Consider the following 19,219-nt stretch of genomic DNA (forward strand, 5'->3'; position numbering starts at 1 on the left):
GTGGCGCCCACCGATACGATCGGGAAATCGATGCGCCCGCCGACGAGGCCGTTGGCGGTCGTCGCCTTCACATAGCCTGACGTCACTTCGATCTCGGCGCCGAGCGCTTCCATCGCTTTCAGGTGGAGATCGACGGGCCGGTTGCCGATCGCGCAGCCTCCGGGCAGCGACACGGTCGCCTCGCCCGCGCGCGCGAGTAGCGGCCCGAGCACGAGCACCGAAGCGCGCATCTTGCGCACGATATCGTAGGGCGCGAGCGTCGAGGTGAGCCGCGCTGCCTTGATCGTCATCACGCGCCCGAACTCGCCGCGCCGGTGCCCCTCGATCAGAGTCGAAACGCCATGCTGGTTCAGCAGGTGGCCGAAGGTATCGACGTCGGCAAGGCGCGGCAGGTTGCGCAGCGTCAGCGGCTCTTCGGTGAGGATCGCTGCCGGCATCAGCGTGAGTGCGGCGTTCTTCGCGCCCGAGATGGCGATGCGCCCCGAAAGCGGCCTGCCGCCGCGAATGATGATCTTGTCCATGGGGTTATGGTCTAGCGGGATTTGCAGCGGCACGTAAGCCGCCGATCGAGAAGACGACAAGGCCTGCCCAGATACAGCCGAAAGCGGCGAGGCGCCCGATGTCGAGCGGTTCGCCGAGAACGAAGACCGCAGCGAGGAAGACAAGCGACGGTCCCAGATACTGAAGCATTCCGATGGTCGAGAGCGGCAACCGCCGCGCCGCATATCCAAAGAGGCCGAGCGGTATGATGGTGATGAGACCCGAACCGACGAGCGCGATGTCGATGGCTGTGCCGTAGCCGAAGAGATCGCGCGGCGCCATCGCCAGCCACAAGGCCGCGACAGGCGCCAGCCACCCGGTTTCCAGGAGCAACCCCGTCACCGGATCGACCGCCGTGTATTTGCGGATCAGCCCGTAGAATCCGAACGAGAGCGCGAGGCCGATCGAAACCCACGGCAGCGATCCGTGCGCCACGGTAACGATACCGACGCCGATGACCGCCAGCGCGACGGCGATGCGTTTGGAAAGCGGGAACGCTTCTTTCAGCAGCAGCACACCGATGGCGACGTTGAGCAGCGGCTGCATGAAATAGCCGAGGCTGGTGTCGAGCGCCCGGTCGTTCAGCACCGCCCATGTGTAGATCAGCCAGTTGACCGCGATCAGCGCCCCGCTCGCGGCGAGCATCAACATCAGGCGCGGCGCGGCCATTGCCATTCGGAGCCGGGGCCAGCCCCTTAACGCGACGACGGCGGCGACGAGCAGCACGAACGCCCAGAGTACGCGGTGCGCCAGAACGTCCGCTGCTGGAATGCCTGCGAACATGTGAATGTAGAGGGGCATCGTGCCCCAGATCAGGAAAGCGCCGACACCCGCCGCTAGGCCGCGGCGCGTCTGTTCGTCGGTCACGGCCTCAAAGCCGCGGCAGCGTTACGCCGCGCTGGCCCATGTATTTCCCTGCCCGGTCGGCATAGCTCGTCTCGCACGGCTCGTTGCCCTGCAGGAACAGGAACTGGCACGCGCCTTCGTTCGCATAGATGCGCGCGGGCAGCGGCGTGGTGTTCGAAAATTCCAGCGTCACGTGGCCTTCCCAGCCGGGCTCCAATGGCGTCACGTTCACAATGATGCCGCAGCGCGCATAGGTGGATTTGCCGAGGCAGATGACGAGCACGTCGCGCGGCACGCGGAAGTATTCGACCGTGCGGGCAAGCGCGAACGAATTGGGGGGGATGATGCACACGTCGGTCTTGCGGTCGACGAAGCTGTTCGAATCGAAATTCTTCGGGTCGACCACCGCCGAATCAACATTGGTGAAGATCTTGAATTCGTCTGCGACGCGCGCGTCATAGCCGTAAGAGGAAAGGCCGAAGCTGATCGTGCCCTCGCGGCGCTGGCTGTCCACGAACGGCTCGATCATGCGGTTCTCAAGCGCCTGCCCGCGAATCCATTTGTCGGACATCACCGCCATGTAACCCGGCCCTTCTTGAAGACAGCGTCAGCCGCGAATGTGCAGCACACAGATGAGTGTGAATAGCCGCCGTGCCGTATCGAAATCCACTTCGATCTTGCCGCTCAGCCGCTCGATCAGTGTTTCGGCGGCAGCATTGTGGATACCGCGCCGCGCCATGTCGACGGTTTCGATCTGGCTCGCGGTCGATTGCCGAATCGCCTGATAATAGCTTTCGCACACCGCGAAATATTCGCGGATCACGCGGCGGAAGGGAGAGAGCGCCAGCACGATGGTTTCAATATGCTCGCTGTCGCTGTCCGCGATGTCGATGGCGAGCCGCCCGTCCTCCACGCGAAGACGAATCCGGTAGGGGCCGTCGTGCGGTGCACCGCGCGTCGTCACCAGCCGAAAGCTGTTGCCTTCCAGCAGATCGAAGATGGCAACGCGGCGCTCCTGCTCGATATCGGCGCTCCGCCACAGAATCGTGCGGTCGTCGAGCTGGACATCGATGATGCGGTAATCGCCCATGCCGCTGCTTTATCGGGGCAAACGCCGACACGATAGTCAGAAAGCAGCGCCCCCGAACCCGTCAGGGTTCGCAAGGCCGACCGGCCGCCCGAGCTTGTGCGAGGAAGCCAAGGCGACGGATGTCGCCGCCCGGCGCCTGAGGGACAAAACCCCGAACCTGCCAAGGTTCGCAAGGCCGACCGGCCGCCCGAGCTTATGCGAGGAAAGCCAAGGCGACGGATGTCGCCGCCCGGCGCTTGAGGGACAACAAACAAACCCGCCCGGCGCCTGAGGGGCAAAACCCCGAACCCGTCAGGGTTCGCAAGGCCGACCGGCCGCCCGAGCTTATGCGAGGAAAGCCAAGGCCGCGGACGCGGCCGCCCGGCGCCTGAGGAAAAACAAAAAAGAGAAAATTGGCGCGCCCGGAACGATTCGAACGTCCGACCCTCAGATTCGTAGTCTGATGCTCTATCCAGCTGAGCTACGGGCGCGCACGGGAGGGCGCTTCATAGTCGCGTCCGTCGTCGGGTTCAAGCCCGTGTTTGCACTGTCATGGCGGTTTGCGCGCGCTTGCGGCTGCGGGGCGGCATCTCTATCGTCCCGCCGCGATGCGATACCTTGCTTTCCCTGCTTTTCTGGCCGTTTCCCTGATGCTCGCCGCCTGTGCGGATCGCGGCGGCGAATGGCCGTCGCTTGCGCGCGTGCCGGGATCGCCGACCCCGCCCTGCGGCCCTGCGGCCGAATCGGCGCCGACCGGAGCCCGTCCCTGCGTGGCCGCGCCGCCGGTGGTCTCCGCCGCCACGCCCGATCTTCCCGCGCTTGAAGCGCGCCTTGTGGCGGCACGGGGGGCGTGGGCCGATACGATGAAGGCTGCGGAGAGCGCCGTGGCTGCGGCCGCTCGTGCCGAAGCGGGCGAAAGCGCCTGGGCGGCGGCAGAGCTTCAGCTCAGCCGGCTCGAACGCGCAGCGGTGCCGTTCGCGGAGGTTGCCGAGGCGCTGGCAGGGTCCGAATCGGGTGCGGCGCTGCGCGCGGCCGCGGAGGCTGATCGGGCGCGTCATCTTGAAACCTTCGCCCGGCTTCGCGCGGCGCTGCGCCGCTAACCCGTCCGCGCGGAAAGTCGTTCCGCGCAACTTCTCGTGCGCTCAAAACAACTTATGCGTGTGCCGTTTACGGCTTGTTTACGAATCCGGGGCTAAAGCTGTGCGTGCAGACTGATCAGCCAACGGGTCGTCCCCTGGTTCCTCTCCGTTCCCGCCGGGCGGTCTGCAGAAGAAGGGCACAGTGCCGCGCCCCGCGGCGAACCAAGTGCCCCAACGGTGCCCGAAAGGGCTGCGGCGCCAAGTCCCCCGTGCGCCCCGGCCTTGATCGCCGCCCGGTCCGTGAACTCCGACGGGCCGGGCGGCTTTTCGTTTGCGCCCGGCGTTGACGTGTCGCGGCCCTGTGATGCAGGCTTGCAACGTGGTTGCGCACTCGGTCGCATAGGCGTGGACCCGAATCCCCTGCTATGCGTTCATCGCCGTGAGGAAACATTAAGAAAAACGGTGCATCGTCCCGCCTGATGGGGGCCGTGAGCGCCGAGGTGGAAAGCAAAATGGCCGAGAAGGACAATGGCAGCACACATGGCAGGGGGGCCTCCTCCCCGTCGGCGCAATGTCCGGAGCTGCAGAACACCGATTTGCAGGATCTGCTGAAAGAGCTGGAACGCCCCCTCGATCAGTCTGTGGTGGACCGCGGTTTGCTCAGGCTTGCGACGTTCGTTTCCGGGCGCCAGTAAACCCGGCGCCGACAGGAAGGCTTCAGCGCCTGCGCCGCGCCAGATGGGCGACCGCCAGCAGCGCGCGGGATGTCAGAAGTTCAGGGCTTGCCGCACCCGGCGATTTGATCTGGCGCTCCGCTTCCAGCAAACGTGAAAGCCCGTTGCGCAGCGACGCCATGTTCCATGCCGATGCCTCCCGCGCGATTCGGTCGCGGGCCTTCCAGAAAATCGGGGGCCGCGCGGCCTCCACGGCTTCTTTCGCGCTCCGTCCGCTGTCGATCGTGCGTCTCAGCTCGCCGAGCAGCGTCAGCCGCCGCGCCACGGCGCGTAGCTGCGGGATCCCGACGATGCCGTTCCGACCAAGCTTTGCCGCCTGCGCCTCCGCTTCGGCTGAATTGCCGTCGGCGACCGCGTTTACCAGAGCGTCGAAATCCGATTCGGCCATTGCAGCGCCGAGTTCGGCGAGCGCTTCCATTTCGAGTGCGCGCACACGGTCGGGCGCAGCATCAAGGTAGAGCGCGAGCTTTTCGAGTTCGCGGGCCAGCACGCCCCGCTCGGCGCCGAACCCGGCGGCGAGCGCCTCCGCTGCCTCGCGCGAGGGTTTCAGGCCGTGCCGCACGCAGGCGTCGATCACCATGTCCACCGCCTCGCGCCCGTCGGGGACGAAGCACTGCGCGACGATGGCAAGCGGGGACGCGACGGCGGCCTTGATCAGCGCTGACGTCGCTTTCAGGCTTCCCGTTCCCACCATCACCACGGGATTGCCTGCGGCAGGCGCGGTCAGCAGCGCCTCGATCGCCGCGGTGCAATTGTCGCCCGCGCCGTCCACGCGGATCAGGCGGCGGTCGCCGAACATCGAAACCGCGGCGGCCTCATCGGCAAGCTTCGCAGGATCGCCGGCGAGCGCGGTCGGTTCGAAATCGATGCGGCCCATCGGATCGTCTGCGGGCGCGAGCAGGGCCGTGAAGCGGTTCGCGATCTCGCGCGCCTGCGCTTCGTCGGGGCCGTAAAGCAGAACCAGCCGGGTGGCGGGGTCGAAGCGTGTCAGCGCCGCATCGATCGCCTTGCGATCGGCCGCCTTCACGCCATCACCGCGCCGCTTCGCTGCGTGCGAACAGTGCGACGCGCGCGATGATCTGCTGGGCGATCTCTTCGGAAAGCCGTTCGAGCGCCGCGTTTTCCGCCGCGATCACCGCATATTCCGAACTCACGATGTCGATGCCCGCGTCGGATCGCGCGACAGCATCGATCAGCACGGCGCCGCTCGTGTCTTCCACCAGCTGCCAGCGCGCGCGAAGCTGGCGCCGTTCGCGCGAGATCGAATCGTCGCCGCGCACGCCGAAGCCGGAGAGGCTGTCATCGAGTTTCACGATCAGCTTGTAGCGCCGCTCGCCGCTCGCGTCGGGCAGGCGGTCGAGCAGTGCCTGCCGCACCAGATAGCCTGATTTTTCCGGAATCACCGGAACGTCGATCCCGGTCAGGATCGTCGCGCTCGGCCCCTGGCTGCCGCCCGAATAGACCGGTTGCAGCCCGCAACCCGCCATCAGCAAGAGCAGCAGGGCGGCCGCGCGTTTCATGCGACGATGTTCACCAGCCGGTCGGGCACAACGATTACCTTGCGCGGGGTTTTGCCATCCAGCGCACGCTGCACCTTCTCGCGGGTCAAGACCAGCGCTTCCATGTCTTCGCGCGTCGCACCCTTCGCGGCTTCCACCTCGTCGCGCAGTTTGCCGTTCACCTGAATGGCGATCGTCACCGTGTCCTGCGCCAGCATTTCGGGGTCGGCTTCGGGCCACGCGGCATCGATCGCCAGCCCGGCTTCGCCCAGTGCTTCCCAGGCCTCTTCGGCAAGGTGCGGCATCGCGGGGGACACCAGTTGCACGAGCATTTTCACCGCGTGGCGGCGCGCAGACGACGGCGCAGCCTTTTCGATGGCGGCGGCCAGCTCGTAGCTCTTGGCGACGGCCTTGTTGAAGCGCAGCGCCTCGATGTCGGCGGTGATGCCGTCGATGGCGATGTGCGCCGCACGCGTCAAAGCCTCGTCCTCGCCGCCGGCGTCTTCCTTGGTTTCATTGACCAGGCGCCACACGCGCTGCACGAAGCGCCACGCGCCTTCGATGCCCGCTTCGGTCCACTGCAGGTCGCGCTCGGCCGGGGAATCCGAAAGCACGAACCAGCGCACGGCATCGGCGCCGTACTGGTCGAGGATCGGTGAGGGATCGACCGTGTTCTTCTTCGATTTAGACATCTTCTCGACGCGGCCGACGGTCACCGCGCCGCCGTCTACTTCGAATAGATTGCCGTCGCGCCGTTCCACTTCGCTCGGCAGCAGCCAGCGACCGTCGGCGGCGCGGTATGTCTCGTGCGTCACCATGCCCTGCGTGAAAAGTTGCCGGAACGGCTCGTCGAGGTCGATGAGCCCGCAGGTCTTCAGCGCGCGCGTCCAGAAGCGTGCGTAGAGCAGGTGCAGGATCGCATGCTCGACGCCGCCGATATACTGATCGACCGGCAGCCAGCTCTCCGCCTCGGCGCGATCGAACGCCTTGTCTTTCGGCTGGCTGGCGAAACGGATGAAATACCAGCTCGAATCCGCGAACGTATCGAGCGTATCGGTCTCGCGCCGCGCCGGCTTGCCGCATTTCGGGCAGTCGGCGTTCTTCCACGTCGGGTGATGCTCCAGCGGATTGCCCGGCGTCTCGAAGGTGACGTCAGCAGGCAGACGCACCGGTAGCTGGTCCTCGGGCACCGGCACCACGCCGCAGTCCCCGCAGTGGATCACCGGGATCGGTGTGCCCCAGTAACGCTGGCGCGAAACGCCCCAGTCGCGCAGCCGGAACTGTGTCGTCCCCTCGCCCCAGCCCTCGCCCTCGGCCCGCGCGATCACCGCCGCGATGGCGTCGTCCACCTCCATGCCGGTCAGGAAGCCCGAGTTCACGAGACGCCCCGGCCCGACATAGGCCTCGTCCACGATCGGTTCGTCGGCGTCACCGACAACGCGTGTCACGGGCAGCTGATACTTGCGCGCGAAATCCAGGTCGCGCTGGTCATGCGCCGGGCAGCCGAAGATGGCGCCCGTGCCGTATTCCATCAGCACGAAGTTCGCCGCGAAGATCGGCAGCGTCCACGTCGGGTCGAGTGGATGCACGACGCGGAGGCCCGTGTCGTAGCCCTTCTTCTCCGCGGTCTCGATCGCCTCGGCGGAGGTGCCGGTCTTGCGGCACTCCTCGATGAAGGCGGCAAGGCCCGCATCTTTCGCGGCCAGCTCGGCAGCGAGCGGATGGTCGGCGGCAATCGCGGCAAAGCTTGCGCCGAACAGCGTGTCGGGTCGTGTCGTGAACACCTCGAGGCCGTCGTCGCGGCCTTCGATCGCGAAGCGGAACTTCAGGCCCCGGCTGCGGCCGATCCAGTTCTCCTGCATCAGCCGCACCTTGTCCGGCCACTGGTCGAGGCTGGAAAGCCCGTCCAGCAGTTCGTCGGCAAAGGCGGTGATCTTCAGGAACCATTGGCTGAGCAGGCGGCGTTCGACGGGCGCGCCGGAACGCCAGCCCTTGCCGTCGATCACCTGCTCGTTGGCGAGCACGGTCATGTCGACCGGGTCCCAATTGACGTAGCTTTCCTTGCGATAGACGAGGCCGGCCTCGTACATCTTCAGGAACAGCGCCTGCTCGTGGCCGTAATATTCGGCGTCACAGGTTGCGAACTCGCGGCTCCAGTCGAGCGCGAAGCCAAGGCTGCGGAATTGTTCGCGCATCGCCGCGATGTTCTGCCGCGTCCAGCTTTCAGGGTGCGTCTTCTTTTCGAAGGCGGCGTTTTCGGCGGGCATTCCGAAGGCGTCCCAGCCCATCGGGTGCAGTACCTCGAAACCGCGGGCGCGGCGGAACCGCGCGATCACGTCTCCCATCGTGTAGTTGCGCACGTGGCCCATGTGCAGGCGCCCCGACGGGTAGGGGAACATCTCCAGCACATAGGTCTTGGGCTTTTCAGATGCGCTGTCGGCCGCGAAGGCCTGGCGCTCGTCCCAAATGCGTTGCCAGCGGCCGTCAGCGACCGCGGGATTGAATCGCGTCATTGGCGTTTAGCCCTGATAAACGGCCCTGCGCATGTCGCGGGCGCGGGCGAGGATGGTTTCCTCGAGTTTCTGCACGGTGCCGGCACGCACCGGCGCATCCACCCAGTTGCCGCCCTGCTGCTGCTGGCGGATGGCGGCAACGCGCAGCGCATCGGCGCGCAGCTCCCGGTCGAGGATGTAGACGGTGACCTTCACGCGCTCACCGGGTGCCTGCGGGTTGGCGTACCAGTCCGTCACGATCACGCCGCCGTTCGAATCGACCTGCGCCATCGGCATGAACGCCAGCGTTTCGAGGCTCGCCCGCCAGAGGTAGGAATTGACGCCAATCGTCGTCGTCGTCGCAGCGGCGAGGTCGGCGCGCGGCGCGTCCTTCTTGCCTCCGCAGGCGGCGAGCAGGGCCAGCGCGATCGCCAGACCCGTAATGCGTACACTCGTCTTCACGTGGATATCCGCTCCATCAGGCTTGCTCGGCGGCCGTTATAGGCAGCGCTTGTGTGGGCGCATAGCCCCTCTTCGCGTTGCATTCGCTGTTGAGATGTTGCAACAGGTTCGAACGAACCCGGTCGGTCGCCGCCAAACGAGCGATTCAGACTCGGATTCGTGCGGAGGAAACTGTAGTTCTGTCACGTAGTTGTCACAGGCACGCGACAGAAGCGCGGGGGTTATGATTCGGGTTGGGACATACGCAGCAAAAGCAATGGTCGCGGTTTCCGCGGGCCTGATGCTGTGCGCGCTTCCCGCCGCCGCCTCTTCGAAGAAGTCGATCGAGAAAGTGGCCGCCGACAGGGCCGCTGCCGTGAAGACTTCGGAGCCCCGCCGCAAGCTCACGACCACCGCGGGTGTGGTGACGCCGCTGAAGGCTGAAACGCTCGGTTCCTTCACCCCGCCGATGCTCGATAGTGCGCGCCGCGCAGGCGTTGCCGGGGCATCGCAGGAGCGCACGTTCCGCTTCACGCCATCAGGCAAGAGCCGCGACAACAAGGCGCTGGCACTGGGCGTCACGGCGCGCGTCGTTCGCGCTGCCGCGCCGGAGACCGCGCGTCCGGCTGAAACCGAAATGGCGACGGCGTACAACTTCGATGTGTCCGTGGCACTTCGGGGCTTCGCGCTCACCGGCGGCTACAGCAAGATCTCCAGCGTTCTCAGCGACGAGCGCGAAGGTGTCGATCTCGGCCTCTCCTATCGCGGCAGCCGCTGGAAGACAGCGCTTCAGCTGAACGCAGAACGCGATGCCGATGGCTGGGTGAACCCGCTCAGCCTCGACAAGCGCTACACGGTCGAACTCGGCGGCGCCTATGCGCTGAATCCGCGCCTCTCGGTCATCGGCGGCGTGCGTTACCAGCTCTCCGAACCGGATCCTTCGGGCCGCTACCTGCTGCGCAACGGCGAACGCCTCGGCACCGATGGCGAAGCGGGCGCGGTTTACCTGGGTACGTCCTTCAGCTTCTAGGATCGGCTCCGGTTTCGCCCGTATCGGGCTGCAAACGGTAAGCTTCACTTATTCCAGGCGTCGATCGCACCCCATGCCTGCGCGGCGAGCGCTTGCATCCGCGCGTAGCGCTTGGGGGTGATGCCGCCGAGCGCTGCGACGGCGATACTCGTTCCACGCGCCATCAGCCCGAACCGGAGGGGGCCGAGCGTCCGGGCGCCGGGGTGCGAGGCCGTCGGGAACACGGGAGACAGGAACGCGAGGCTTGCGCCGGCGCGCCGTGCACGCACCAGCCCTGCGCGATCATGTGACGCTGCCGTTATGACGTCACCTGTCGGGCGGCCGCCATCAGGCATATGCACCCCCGCCGCGCCGACGGCACGCGCGAGCCGAGAATCTCCAGCGACCACCAGCATATGCCCGTATCGCCGCGCGAGCCTTGCCGCCCGCCGCGCAATCGCCGTGCGATCCGCCTCATTATAGTGTCGCAGCACGATGCCGCTGCCGCGCGGCAGGCGGCGGATGGCATCCCACAGCGCCTCGCCCATGCGGGGGTCGGTAAAGAGCCAGGTTTCCGGCAGGCGCTGGGAGTGGCGGCGTCGCATCCCCCTCTCTATAGGGAAGCGCATGACTGCTGCCGAGACACTCGCCGACATTCGCGCCCGCATCGAAAAGGCCGCGAAGATCGCGGACCGAAAACCCGTTGTGACACTGATCGCCGTTTCCAAGACCTTCGGCGCGGACGAAATCCGTCCCCTGCTCGAAGCGGGCCAGCGTGTGTTCGGCGAAAACCGCGTGCAGGAAGCCGCCGCGAAATGGCCTGCGCTCCGCGATGCGTTTCCCGGTGTCGAACTCCACCTCGTCGGCCAACTCCAGTCCAACAAGGCGGCAGAGGCGGTAGCGCTGTTTGACGTCATCCACTCGCTCGATCGTGCATCGCTCGTTGCTGCGCTTCAAAAGGCGATGGAGGCCTCCGGGCGCCGGGTGCCCTGCTTCGTTCAGGTCAATATCGGCGACGAACCGCAGAAAGGCGGTGTTGCCATCGATGATCTCCCCGCACTTCTTGCCGAAGCGCGCGGGGCGAAGATTCCCCTCGCGGGGCTGATGTGTGTGCCGCCTGCCGACAAGGAGCCGGCGCCCTATTTTGCGCTGCTCGCGAAACTCGCGGCGCGTCATGGTCTCTCCGCGCTCAGCATGGGCATGTCGTCGGATTTCGAAACTGCCGTCCAACTCGGTGCCACACACGTGCGCGTTGGCTCGGCTCTGTTCGGAACGCGCGAAACACACTAGGCTGCTCCGTATGGGCGGCGACATCCTCATCTACGGCGCAAACGGCTACACGGGCCGGTTGGTCGTGGAACGTGCGCTCGCGCGTGGATTGAAACCGGTGCTGGCAGGTCGCAACCGTCAGGCGGTCGAGGCGATTGCAGACGAAACCGGCCTTCCTTCGCGCATCTTCGATCTCAAGGGTGATGTTTCGGGAGACCTATCGGGCATCGGTACGGTGCTCCACCTCGCGGGGCCGTTCTCGCGCACATCGGCCCCGATGCTGAAGGCCTGCCTCGCCGCGCGGGCGCATTACATCGACATCACCGGCGAGATCGACGTGTTCGAGGCGCTTGCCGCGCAGGATGCCGCCGCGAAGACGGCCGGCATCGCCGTTCTCCCCGGCGCGGGTTTTGACGTCGTGCCGTCCGATTGTCTCGCGGCGCATCTGAAGCGCCGCCTCCCCGGCGCCGTCTCGCTCGATCTCGTCATCGGCGGTCTTCACGAAGCGAGCCGCGGCACCACGCGCACGATGCTGGAAGGTATGGCGGCGGGCACGCGCGTGCGCGAAGGCGGCGCGATCGTCGAACTTTCCGAGGTGCCGCGCGGCACGGCGGATTTCGGGCGCGGCCTGAAGCCGACCGTCGGCGTCAGCTGGGGCGATGTTTCCACCGCGTGGCATTCCACCGGCATCCCTGACATCCGCGTTTTCTTTGAAGCGAGCCCGCCGCTCGAACGCGCGCTTGGCATGCCGCGCCTGCTCCGGTCGCTGATCGCCAGCGCGCCGGGCCGCTGGCTTGCGGGACGCGCCATCGACCGGATGCCGCCCGGCCCCGATGCGGACGCGCGCGGCCGGGGACGCAGCGTCCTCGTGGGCCATGCGACGGACGCCGAAGGAAACCGCGCCGTCAGCCAGCTCGAAACCCCGGAAGGCTACACGCTCACCGCCCTCACCGCGGTCGAGATCGCCCGTCGCATCCACGGCGGCGAGGTCGCGCCCGGCTTCCACACACCCTCGAGCGCCTTCGGCCCCGACTTCATCCTTGGCTTCAGCGGTGTGAAACGCCGGGATCTGTCTTAGGCGGGCGATCATACGAAATCGGTATTATCCATTGATGTGCAGGAGCAGTGATGGTCTGGACGATTGTGCGAACGGTGAGCGCTCTCAGTCTTATGGGAGGGGCACTGAGTTTTGCTGTGGCTGCCTCCGAAAATCCGGACAGGCGATACGAAACTATATGGGTGATCCATGCTGACGAGAGCCAGGCTGGGACACGCAACGTCGCGGTGGGAAGCCCCATCATCGAACAGCGTTTGCTGCCGTTCGGATTGGCTGAGACGGTAGAGGACATTCGATCAGCGTCGGGAGACGTGCTGGTCGAAAAGGGCAGGCAGCTCTTCCGGCTCGGCGTGGCGAGCGGAAAGACGTTCTGCGTTGTCGAGGTGCCGCGCCCCAGCTTCTATCGTTCATTCATGCTCGGTGGAGGCAATCTCCAACTCTGCCTCATCGACAGCGACGATGATGGAGTGTTCGATGGGCATTTCAACGGGGGTAACCCTATGCGAGGCGTTCCGTTCATCAGCGGCAAGCAGCCGCGCAATCCCAAACCGGCCTCGGGCAAATATTCACTCCTGACACCGGACCAATTTGCCCGGCCATACACTGTCCGGGTATCGCTTGCTTCTGCTCGCGTTTCCTCCAAGGGCGACCCGCAGATCACGTATCGGATCGATTTTGGCGACGACGTAACCCGTCAGAAACTGACGAATTTTATCTCCGGAGGGATTGGACACACCGAGATTCTCGGGGCTCAATGGAATGCGCTGGAGATTGGTGATGACGCGGTGAAGGTTGATGTGACGCATGCAATGCCCAACCAGCCTTTTCAGGCGGTACGCACCGTTGCATACAGGTGAAGCGAAACCAGCGGCCGCATCCTATACGATCTCGATCAGGTCGTCCGGCGCAAGCTGCCCCACGATCGCCGATAGCCGCTCGCGCGGAATGGCAACGCAGCCCTGCGTGAAGTCCTTCGCCGCTGTGCAGTGCAGGAAGATCGCGCTGCCCATGCCCGGCGCCGGCGGCGTGTCGTTGTGGCCGAGGATGATGATGAGGTCGTAAAGCCCGTCCTCGCGCCACAAGTGCTCTGCCGAGAACGGGTGCGGGTGGCGCACCGGCCGGTTGTAGGCGGGGTCGCGCGCATCGTCGGACCAGCCGTCGCTTTCGTGCAACCAGCGCCACGGCAGCTTTGTGTTCGGGGCGGCGAGCTTGTCGGGGCGTACCAGCAGCGCGCGAATGGCGTACGTGCCGCGCGGCGTCATGGCGTCACCCTCGCGTTTGTCTGCCGCGTCTGTCGCGCCGTCCTTGCCGATCAGGCATGGGATGGTCTCGCCGAACGCTGTCAGCGTGCGCGCGGCGGTGTCGACGCGGATGGCGCTCACAGCATGTGCCCGGTGCGGTCGCGCTTGGTGCGCAGGTACGCCTCGTTGTGCGCGCCCTCACCGGCCTTGAGCGGCAGACGTTCGGCGACGGTAATGCCCTCTGTCTCCAGCCCGGCGACCTTGGCAGGGTTGTTGGTCAGCAGGCGAATCGTGCCGAAGCCAAGCGCCTTCAGCATGTTGGCGGCGAGCGCAAACTCGCGCTCGTCGATCTCGAAACCAAGGCGCAGGTTGGCGTCCACCGTGTCAAAGCCCTGATCCTGCAGCGCATAGGCGCGCAGCTTGTTGATCAGGCCGATCCCGCGCCCTTCTTGCTGCAGATAGAGCAGGATGCCGCCTCCGGAGTCGGCGATTGCGTGCAGCGCGGCATGGAGCTGATCCCCGCAATCGCACTTCAGCGAGCCGAGCAGATCGCCGGTGAGGCACGAGCTGTGCAGGCGGACGAGGGGCGTGGTACCATACGGGTCGCCGATCAGCAGCGCGAGATGCTCGGGACCGCCCGGCAGGCGGAAGGCGACGATTTCGGTTTTTTCGTGCACCTTGATGGGCAGGCGCGCACGGCTGACGAGCTTGAGCGCGCCTGTTTCCGCAAACTGCTCGATGTCCGCCGCCGTCACGGTGTCTTCCGCCGCGCCGCCCGCGATCACGAAAAGCCCGGGCAGCAGCCCGGCGTGTTTGGCGAGGCTCAGCGCGGCGCGAGCCGCCCGATCGACGCCGCCCATCGGAAGGCTGCGGAACGGGCCTTTCATCGGCGTTGCGAGGTCTAGCACCGGGTCGGCGACCGCGCGCGCCGTATCCAGATCGAGCCAAGCCGTGCGCTCGATCAGCACCGCCTGCATCCCTGCCGCAGCAAGCTGGTTGCCGAGCCCCAGAAACGCGGCCCGCTTGTCGGTCAGCAGCACGTTCGCGCGGGCGGCGCCTTCGAACTCTGCGAGCGATTCGGGATCGGCAAGTTCGATGGCGAGGACGGAGATGGTGGCCTCCCCGTCCGTCACCTGCACTGGATGGCCGCGCCGCAGCGCGTCGATCGCGCGTTCTGCGCATTGCGCAGTGCTCTTCAAAGCGCGAACTCGGCGATGAGCGGGATGTGATCGGAGGGCTTCTCCCAACTCCGCGCGGGCTCCAGCACGCGGAAGCCGGCAAGCGTGTCTTTCATCGCGGGCGAGACCCACACATGGTCGAGTCGCCGGCCGCGGTCGTTCACCGTGTGGTCCTTGTTGCGATAGCTCCACCACGTGTAGAGCCGCTGCGGCGCGGGCACGAGCGTGCGCGCCATGTCCACCCAGTCGTGGCTCTGCATCAGGCCGGTGAGCGCATCCACCTCGATCGGCGTGTGGCTGACGACGTCGAGCAGCGCCTTGTGGCTCCACACGTCGCATTCGAGCGGCGCGATGTTGAAATCGCCGAGGATGATCGTGGGGTCGCGCAAGCGTTCGGACCAGCGCGTCATGCGCTGCACGAAATCCAGCTTCTGCCCGAACTTCGGATTCAGCGTACGGTCGGGAATGTCACCGCCCGCGGGCACATAGACATTTTCAAGCAGGATGCCGCTGGGCAGCCGCACGCCGATGTGCCGCGCCTCACCATTATCCTGCCAATCGAATCGGCGTTCTTCCACAAGCGGCAGCTTCGAAAGGGTCGCGACGCCGTGGTGCATCCGCTGGCCGTTCAGGATGACGTGCGGGTACCCCATGCGCTGGATCGCGGCGAGCGGGAAGTCCGCGTTCTGCGCCTTGGTTTCCTGCAGGCAGATGATGTCGGGCGATTCGTCCTTCACCAGCTGCGCGATGATGGGCAGGCGGATGCGGACGGAGTTGATATTCCAGCTGGCGATCTTGAGACGGGACATGGCGAGCGGCTTAGCAAGGCCTGCGCCTACAGGCAAAGCCTCAGAAATGCGTAGGCCCCCGCCTTCGAGGTGAAGACGGGGGCCCTTTTTGCGCTCGTCACGCAAGTCGGCGGCGGGTCCGGGCAACAGGGGGCAAATCCCGAACACCAGCCGACTAATGACAATCTAAGGAGTCGATCCTGTCGCTTCAATGAACGGCCAGGCGCTTGGTCAGCAAATTCGACCGTTCCGCCTCCGAATCTCGTTTATCGACTGCCTGGGCGACTGCGCGGGCGCGGATCGCGGTAGCGGAAGGCATTGTCGTTCACGGGAACATTGAAGGCGATGTTGGAAAGATCGACGCGCGTGGTGTTGCCCTGCGCATCGAGAACACGCCAGCCTTTCAGCTCAAGGCCGCCGGGCGCGGCCCGGTCGCGATCGAAGAAAATGGTGATGACGCCATATTCGGGATGCTTCCGGTCCTTGGCCTCCACGGTCAGCGCTTTCGGCGTCGAGGAGACGATTCGGGCGTAGCGCGAAAGGTCGGCGTTCGCGTCCAGCAGCACCGAAAGCGGCGTCTGCTTGATCGGATAGCGCGAGACCTGGGACACCTGATAATCGATCATGGTGAGGTTGCGCCCGTCCGCGACCACCAGCAGCGGCACCTCCTTCTGATATTGGAAGCGCACCTTCCCTGGCCGCGCCAGCGTGAGTTTGCCGGTCGCCACCGCGCCGCTCTCGGCGGTCTGGCGGAAATCCGCCGTCATCGTCCGCGTCGCGGCGAGGTGTGCGCTCACCTCGGGAATCGAGGCGGCGGCAGGCGCGGAAAGGCCGAAAGTCACGGCAAGGGCAAAAAGGGCTTTTTTCATCTCGGGTCCTGTAGCGCCGATGCGGAGGTGCGGCAAACATCGGCGGAACATGCCCCACCGTATTTGAACTGACATTGAACATTTGCGGGCAGGTGAACCATCATTGCAACGATTCACCACAACTGATGGTAAGCCTAAGCTTTAGCCATACAACCACTTGAATCGAATCGCGAATCGAGTCAGAAGAACAAAGCCGGACCGCGTTGCAGCGCGATCCGGCTTATAGCAACCAGAGCGGTTAAGGCGCTCCAGCCCATTGCTGCGTTCGAATATGCGAACGTTTTTATGCTGGTCAAGCCTTGCCGTTCCGTTTTGACGGAGGACTATCATGGCCAGGACCACGCCATGGCATTCGGTTAAAGCTCACGTTCATCACAACAATACGGATTGTAACACCGGAAATAATATTGAACGCGAAAACTTGCGTTCAGGGACCGGTGGCAAGCCATTGTGCAGTGAGTGTGCTCGGCTTTAGCGATGGAAAAAAAGGCTGAGCATTTAATGCTCAGCCTTTTCTGTTAAATCCGGTTCCCGTCCGGATCGATCAGCACTTCGCGGCGGCCGACGTGGTCCGGCGTGCCGACGTAGCCGTCCTTCTCCATCCGCTCGATGAGGCGTGCGGCGTTGTTGTAGCCGACGCGGAGCTGCCGCTGGAGATAGGACGTCGACGCCTTCTGGCTTTCCGCGACCACCTGGATGGCGCGGCGGTAGAGGCCGGCCTCGGCATCGTCCTCGTCGATCGGCAGGCCGAACTGTCCGTCCGAACCTTCGGGCTCCTCGGTAACGGCGGCGATATATTCCGGGGCGCCCTGCTCGCGCCAGTGAATGGCGACGCGCTCGACCTCCTCGTCGGACACGAACGGTCCGTGTACGCGCGCGATCTGCTTGCCGCCGGGCATGTAGAGCATGTCGCCCTTGCCGAGCAGCTGCTCGGCGCCCTGCTCGCCAAGGATGGTACGCGAATCGATCTTGGAGGTGACCGAGAAGCTGATGCGCGTCGGCAGGTTCGCCTTGATGACGCCGGTGATGACGTCAACGGAGGGTCGCTGCGTGGCCATGATGAGGTGGATGCCTGCCGCACGCGCCTTCTGCGCGAGCCGCTGGATCAGGAATTCCACCTCCTTGCCCGCGGTCATCATCAGGTCGGCAAGCTCGTCGACGACGACGACGATCAGCGGCAGTGTATCGAATTCCAGCGTCTCGGTTTCGTAGATCGGCTGACCCGTCTCGCTGTCGTAGCCGGTGTGCACGCGCCGCACGAACGGCTCGCCCTTCGCCCGCGCTTCCTTCACCCGCGCGTTGAAACCGGAAAGCGAGCGGACGTTGACCGATGCCATCATCCGATAGCGGTCCTCCATCTGCTCCACGGCCCATTTCAGGGCGCGGATCGCCTTGGGGGGCTCGGTGACGACCGGCGAGAGCAGATGCGGGATGCCGTCGTAGACGGAAAGTTCCAGCATCTTGGGGTCGATCATGATCATTTTGCACTCGCGCGGGCTAAGCCGGTAGAGCAGCGACAGGATCATGGCGTTGAGGCCGACGGACTTGCCCGAGCCGGTGGTGCCCGCGATGAGGAGGTGCGGCATCGGCGCAAGGTCGGCGACAACGGGATCGCCCGCAATGTCCTTGCCGAGCACGATGGGGAGCGCGGCGGACTGCGTTTCGAACGCGTCCGAAGAGAGCATTTCGGAAAGCGACACCGTCTCGCGTTTCACGTTCGGAAGCTCGATGCCGATCACGTTGCGACCGGGCACCACGGCGATGCGCGCGGAGAGTGCAGACATGGAGCGGGCGATGTCGTCGGCAAGGCCGATCACCCGGCTGGCCTTGATGCCTGCCGCGGGCTCCAGCTCGTACATGGTGACGACCGGGCCGGGGCGCACCTCCACGATCTCGCCCTTCACGCCGAAGTCGTCGAGCACGGATTCGAGCAGGCGTGCGTTTTGCTCCAGGCTCGCCGCATCGATCTTGCGCGCGGCGGCTTTTGGTGGCGGCGACAGCAGAGAGAGCGGCGGCAGCTGGAAGGAATCGCGCAGATCGAGCCGCGATTGCTTCTCGCGTGCCTCCCGCTTCGAAGGCGCGGCTTTCTTCTCGGGTGTAACGATGCGCTTGGTCGGCGCGGCTGCGGTTTCCGGCACGGTTTCGGCATCTCGCGGCGTTTCCCGACGGGGCTGCGCGCGGGGCGCAGCGCGCGGTTGCGGCGCTTCGGCGCGCTCGCTGCTGCGTTTGGCAAGGCGCGTGCGGAGCGCGGCGATATCCTCGCGGCTGATCCCAAGGGCGTAGAAGAAAAGCGCGATCGCGCCGAGCCCGAGCAGCACGCCGATCGGTGCCGTCACGGCGGCGTGGCTCACGTCCGGCGGGAGGAGACCTGCCGCAGCTTCGGGGATGCGGCCGAGCAGAAGCCCGGCGATGCCTCCGGCGCCTGCCGGAAGGTCGCCAAGGAGGTCGCGCCCCGGCAGCGCCAGCGCAGCTGCGGCGAGCAGCACCGCGCCGAGCGTCGCGGCAAGCTGGCGGCGCCAGCCGTCGATGCCGCGCCGCTGGATCAGCCGCACCCCCAAGAGCGCGACCACGGGCACGACAAGCAGGCTCGCAAGCCCCGCAAGCTGCAGCAGCAAATCGGATACGTAGGCGCCGGTGTAACCAAGCCAGTTCTGCGGCGCGGCGATTGTGGCGCGGTTGAACGAAGGGTCTGTGCTGTCGTAGCTCGCGAAGGCGAGCATCAACGCCAGCGCGATCATCACCAGCACGCCGCCGCCTGCCACGACGGCAGCGCGTTCAAGCGCAACCACCCAGCTTTGCGGCATGATCGCCGTCGACTTACCTGCTGCCCCGCGCGCCATGACCCTTTGCCGACCCCGTTCCACTGCAACGTTCGCGCGGAACATCCCGCGAACATGCCTAGATTGAGTCCGTGGGGCGCCGGGGTCAAGAAAAAGTCGGCCGGCGGTGAGGCCGGCCGACAGGAACGGTCCTGAAAAATCCAGGTTCCCGAGCGAGCAGAGACGCGAAATGCGTCTCGTCGGCGTCTCTTCAAAATCCGTGCCAAGCGCGGAATGGCGCGCTTTCGTGGATTTTGAAATATGAATTGCACAATAAATAGGCTCACGA

At 65.5% G+C, this 19,219-nt stretch carries 19 protein-coding genes, 1 tRNA gene and 1 pseudogene; 6 read left to right on the forward strand and 15 right to left on the reverse strand.

All coding sequences use genetic code 11. From position 1 onward, the window contains the following. The 5 genes and pseudogenes from DFR51_RS18190 to DFR51_RS18210 form a co-directional block, all read right to left on the reverse strand. Positions 1–521 (reverse strand): annotated as a pseudogene (locus DFR51_RS18190) (UDP-N-acetylglucosamine 1-carboxyvinyltransferase); the annotation flags it as partial. Positions 522–525: 4 nt separating this feature from the next. Continuing rightward, the gene (rarD, locus tag DFR51_RS18195) at positions 526–1,407 is read right to left on the reverse strand and encodes an EamA family transporter RarD (protein WP_243445533.1); all 882 of its coding nucleotides are present in this window, start codon (positions 1,405–1,407) and stop codon (positions 526–528) included. 4 nt (positions 1,408–1,411) lie between these two features. Next, the gene (gene dcd, locus DFR51_RS18200; protein ID WP_121053732.1) at positions 1,412–1,966 is read right to left on the reverse strand and encodes a dCTP deaminase; all 555 of its coding nucleotides are present in this window, start codon (positions 1,964–1,966) and stop codon (positions 1,412–1,414) included. 27 nt (positions 1,967–1,993) lie between these two features. Next, positions 1,994–2,476, reverse strand: coding sequence for a UPF0262 family protein (locus DFR51_RS18205; protein ID WP_121053734.1), 483 nt, complete (start codon positions 2,474–2,476; stop codon positions 1,994–1,996). 393 nt (positions 2,477–2,869) lie between these two features. Then, positions 2,870–2,946, reverse strand: a tRNA-Arg gene (locus tag DFR51_RS18210). Between the two features lie 117 nt (positions 2,947–3,063). Here DFR51_RS18210 and DFR51_RS18215 point away from each other — a divergent pair. After that, a complete protein-coding gene (locus DFR51_RS18215) occupies positions 3,064–3,555 on the forward strand; it encodes a hypothetical protein (RefSeq protein ID WP_170151816.1) in 492 nt (163 codons plus the stop codon). Between the two features lie 467 nt (positions 3,556–4,022). Further along, entirely contained in the window at positions 4,023–4,229 is a 207-nt protein-coding gene (locus tag DFR51_RS18220) for a hypothetical protein (RefSeq protein ID WP_126494503.1), read from the forward strand. A gap of 22 nt (positions 4,230–4,251) precedes the next feature. Here DFR51_RS18220 and holA read toward each other — a convergent pair whose 3' ends face one another. The 4 genes from holA to DFR51_RS18240 are packed head-to-tail and all read right to left on the reverse strand — an operon-like array spanning position 4,252 to position 8,721. Then, positions 4,252–5,295 (reverse strand): DNA polymerase III subunit delta, encoded by a 1,044-nt coding sequence (holA, locus tag DFR51_RS18225; protein WP_121053740.1) that lies wholly within the window; start codon positions 5,293–5,295, stop codon positions 4,252–4,254. Between the two features lie 4 nt (positions 5,296–5,299). Beyond that, entirely contained in the window at positions 5,300–5,788 is a 489-nt protein-coding gene (lptE, locus tag DFR51_RS18230) for an LPS assembly lipoprotein LptE (protein WP_121053742.1), read from the reverse strand. After that, complete coding sequence (gene leuS, locus DFR51_RS18235; protein ID WP_121053743.1) at positions 5,785–8,280, reverse strand: leucine--tRNA ligase; 2,496 nt, start codon at positions 8,278–8,280, stop codon at positions 5,785–5,787. Before leuS ends, lptE begins: the two co-directional genes overlap by 4 nt. 6 nt (positions 8,281–8,286) lie before the next feature. Beyond that, a complete protein-coding gene (locus DFR51_RS18240) occupies positions 8,287–8,721 on the reverse strand; it encodes a DUF3576 domain-containing protein (RefSeq protein WP_243445532.1) in 435 nt (144 codons plus the stop codon). A 256-nt stretch (positions 8,722–8,977) separates the two neighbouring features. Between DFR51_RS18240 and DFR51_RS18245 the strand changes: the two genes are divergently transcribed. Further along, positions 8,978–9,730: a porin gene (locus DFR51_RS18245; protein ID WP_160119072.1), complete on the forward strand. Its 753-nt coding sequence runs from the start codon at positions 8,978–8,980 to the stop codon at positions 9,728–9,730. Positions 9,731–9,774: 44 nt separating this feature from the next. Here DFR51_RS18245 and DFR51_RS18250 read toward each other — a convergent pair whose 3' ends face one another. Then, positions 9,775–10,314: a thiamine phosphate synthase gene (locus DFR51_RS18250; RefSeq protein ID WP_243445531.1), complete on the reverse strand. Its 540-nt coding sequence runs from the start codon at positions 10,312–10,314 to the stop codon at positions 9,775–9,777. Positions 10,315–10,336: 22 nt separating this feature from the next. Here DFR51_RS18250 and DFR51_RS18255 point away from each other — a divergent pair, with 22 nt between their 5' ends. Genes DFR51_RS18255 through DFR51_RS18265 form a run of 3 tightly spaced genes read left to right on the forward strand, consistent with a single transcriptional unit; the run spans position 10,337 to position 12,892 of the window. After that, on the forward strand, positions 10,337–10,999 hold the full coding sequence (locus DFR51_RS18255; protein ID WP_121053751.1) for a YggS family pyridoxal phosphate-dependent enzyme: 663 nt from the start codon (positions 10,337–10,339) through the stop codon (positions 10,997–10,999). A 10-nt stretch (positions 11,000–11,009) separates the two neighbouring features. Continuing rightward, a complete protein-coding gene (locus DFR51_RS18260) occupies positions 11,010–12,056 on the forward strand; it encodes a saccharopine dehydrogenase family protein (protein ID WP_121053753.1) in 1,047 nt (348 codons plus the stop codon). 50 nt (positions 12,057–12,106) lie between these two features. Continuing rightward, complete coding sequence (locus DFR51_RS18265; RefSeq protein WP_121053754.1) at positions 12,107–12,892, forward strand: hypothetical protein; 786 nt, start codon at positions 12,107–12,109, stop codon at positions 12,890–12,892. Positions 12,893–12,913: 21 nt separating this feature from the next. Here DFR51_RS18265 and DFR51_RS18270 read toward each other — a convergent pair whose 3' ends face one another. From DFR51_RS18270 to DFR51_RS18285, 5 genes are all read right to left on the reverse strand, one after another. After that, entirely contained in the window at positions 12,914–13,417 is a 504-nt protein-coding gene (locus DFR51_RS18270) for a L,D-transpeptidase family protein (protein ID WP_121053756.1), read from the reverse strand. Next, complete coding sequence (gene ribA, locus DFR51_RS18275; protein ID WP_243445530.1) at positions 13,414–14,475, reverse strand: GTP cyclohydrolase II; 1,062 nt, start codon at positions 14,473–14,475, stop codon at positions 13,414–13,416. The genes DFR51_RS18270 and ribA overlap by 4 nt, the downstream gene beginning before the upstream one ends. After that, a complete protein-coding gene (locus DFR51_RS19460) occupies positions 14,472–15,263 on the reverse strand; it encodes an exodeoxyribonuclease III (RefSeq protein WP_243445529.1) in 792 nt (263 codons plus the stop codon). Before DFR51_RS19460 ends, ribA begins: the two co-directional genes overlap by 4 nt. Before the next feature lie 245 nt (positions 15,264–15,508). Beyond that, the gene (locus tag DFR51_RS18280) at positions 15,509–16,111 is read right to left on the reverse strand and encodes a LolA family protein (RefSeq protein ID WP_121053760.1); all 603 of its coding nucleotides are present in this window, start codon (positions 16,109–16,111) and stop codon (positions 15,509–15,511) included. Positions 16,112–16,629: 518 nt separating this feature from the next. Further along, positions 16,630–18,951, reverse strand: a complete 2,322-nt coding sequence (locus DFR51_RS18285) for an FtsK/SpoIIIE family DNA translocase (RefSeq protein ID WP_420853143.1) — start codon at positions 18,949–18,951, stop codon at positions 16,630–16,632. Between the last annotated feature and the right edge of the window lie 268 nt (positions 18,952–19,219).

The organism is Sphingosinicella microcystinivorans, assembly GCF_003634215.1.
Classification (GTDB): Bacteria; Pseudomonadota; Alphaproteobacteria; order Sphingomonadales; family Sphingomonadaceae; genus Sphingosinicella; species Sphingosinicella microcystinivorans.

Excerpts from the sequence above, each read along its gene's own strand:
- dcd (WP_121053732.1), bottom strand. The coding sequence starts at position 1,966 with ATGGCGGTGATGTCCGACAAATGGATTCGCGGGCAGGCGCTTGAGAAC.
- DFR51_RS18205 (WP_121053734.1), bottom strand. The coding sequence starts at position 2,476 with ATGGGCGATTACCGCATCATCGATGTCCAGCTCGACGACCGCACGATT.
- DFR51_RS18215 (WP_170151816.1), top strand. The coding sequence starts at position 3,064 with ATGCGATACCTTGCTTTCCCTGCTTTTCTGGCCGTTTCCCTGATGCTC.
- lptE (WP_121053742.1), bottom strand. The coding sequence starts at position 5,788 with ATGAAACGCGCGGCCGCCCTGCTGCTCTTGCTGATGGCGGGTTGCGGG.
- leuS (WP_121053743.1), bottom strand. The coding sequence starts at position 8,280 with ATGACGCGATTCAATCCCGCGGTCGCTGACGGCCGCTGGCAACGCATT.
- DFR51_RS18245 (WP_160119072.1), top strand. The coding sequence starts at position 8,978 with ATGGTCGCGGTTTCCGCGGGCCTGATGCTGTGCGCGCTTCCCGCCGCC.
- DFR51_RS18250 (WP_243445531.1), bottom strand. The coding sequence starts at position 10,314 with ATGCGACGCCGCCACTCCCAGCGCCTGCCGGAAACCTGGCTCTTTACC.
- DFR51_RS18255 (WP_121053751.1), top strand. The coding sequence starts at position 10,337 with ATGACTGCTGCCGAGACACTCGCCGACATTCGCGCCCGCATCGAAAAG.
- DFR51_RS18260 (WP_121053753.1), top strand. The coding sequence starts at position 11,010 with ATGGGCGGCGACATCCTCATCTACGGCGCAAACGGCTACACGGGCCGG.
- DFR51_RS18265 (WP_121053754.1), top strand. The coding sequence starts at position 12,107 with ATGGTCTGGACGATTGTGCGAACGGTGAGCGCTCTCAGTCTTATGGGA.
- DFR51_RS19460 (WP_243445529.1), bottom strand. The coding sequence starts at position 15,263 with ATGTCCCGTCTCAAGATCGCCAGCTGGAATATCAACTCCGTCCGCATC.
- DFR51_RS18280 (WP_121053760.1), bottom strand. The coding sequence starts at position 16,111 with ATGAAAAAAGCCCTTTTTGCCCTTGCCGTGACTTTCGGCCTTTCCGCG.
- DFR51_RS18285 (WP_420853143.1), bottom strand. The coding sequence starts at position 18,951 with ATGGCGCGCGGGGCAGCAGGTAAGTCGACGGCGATCATGCCGCAAAGC.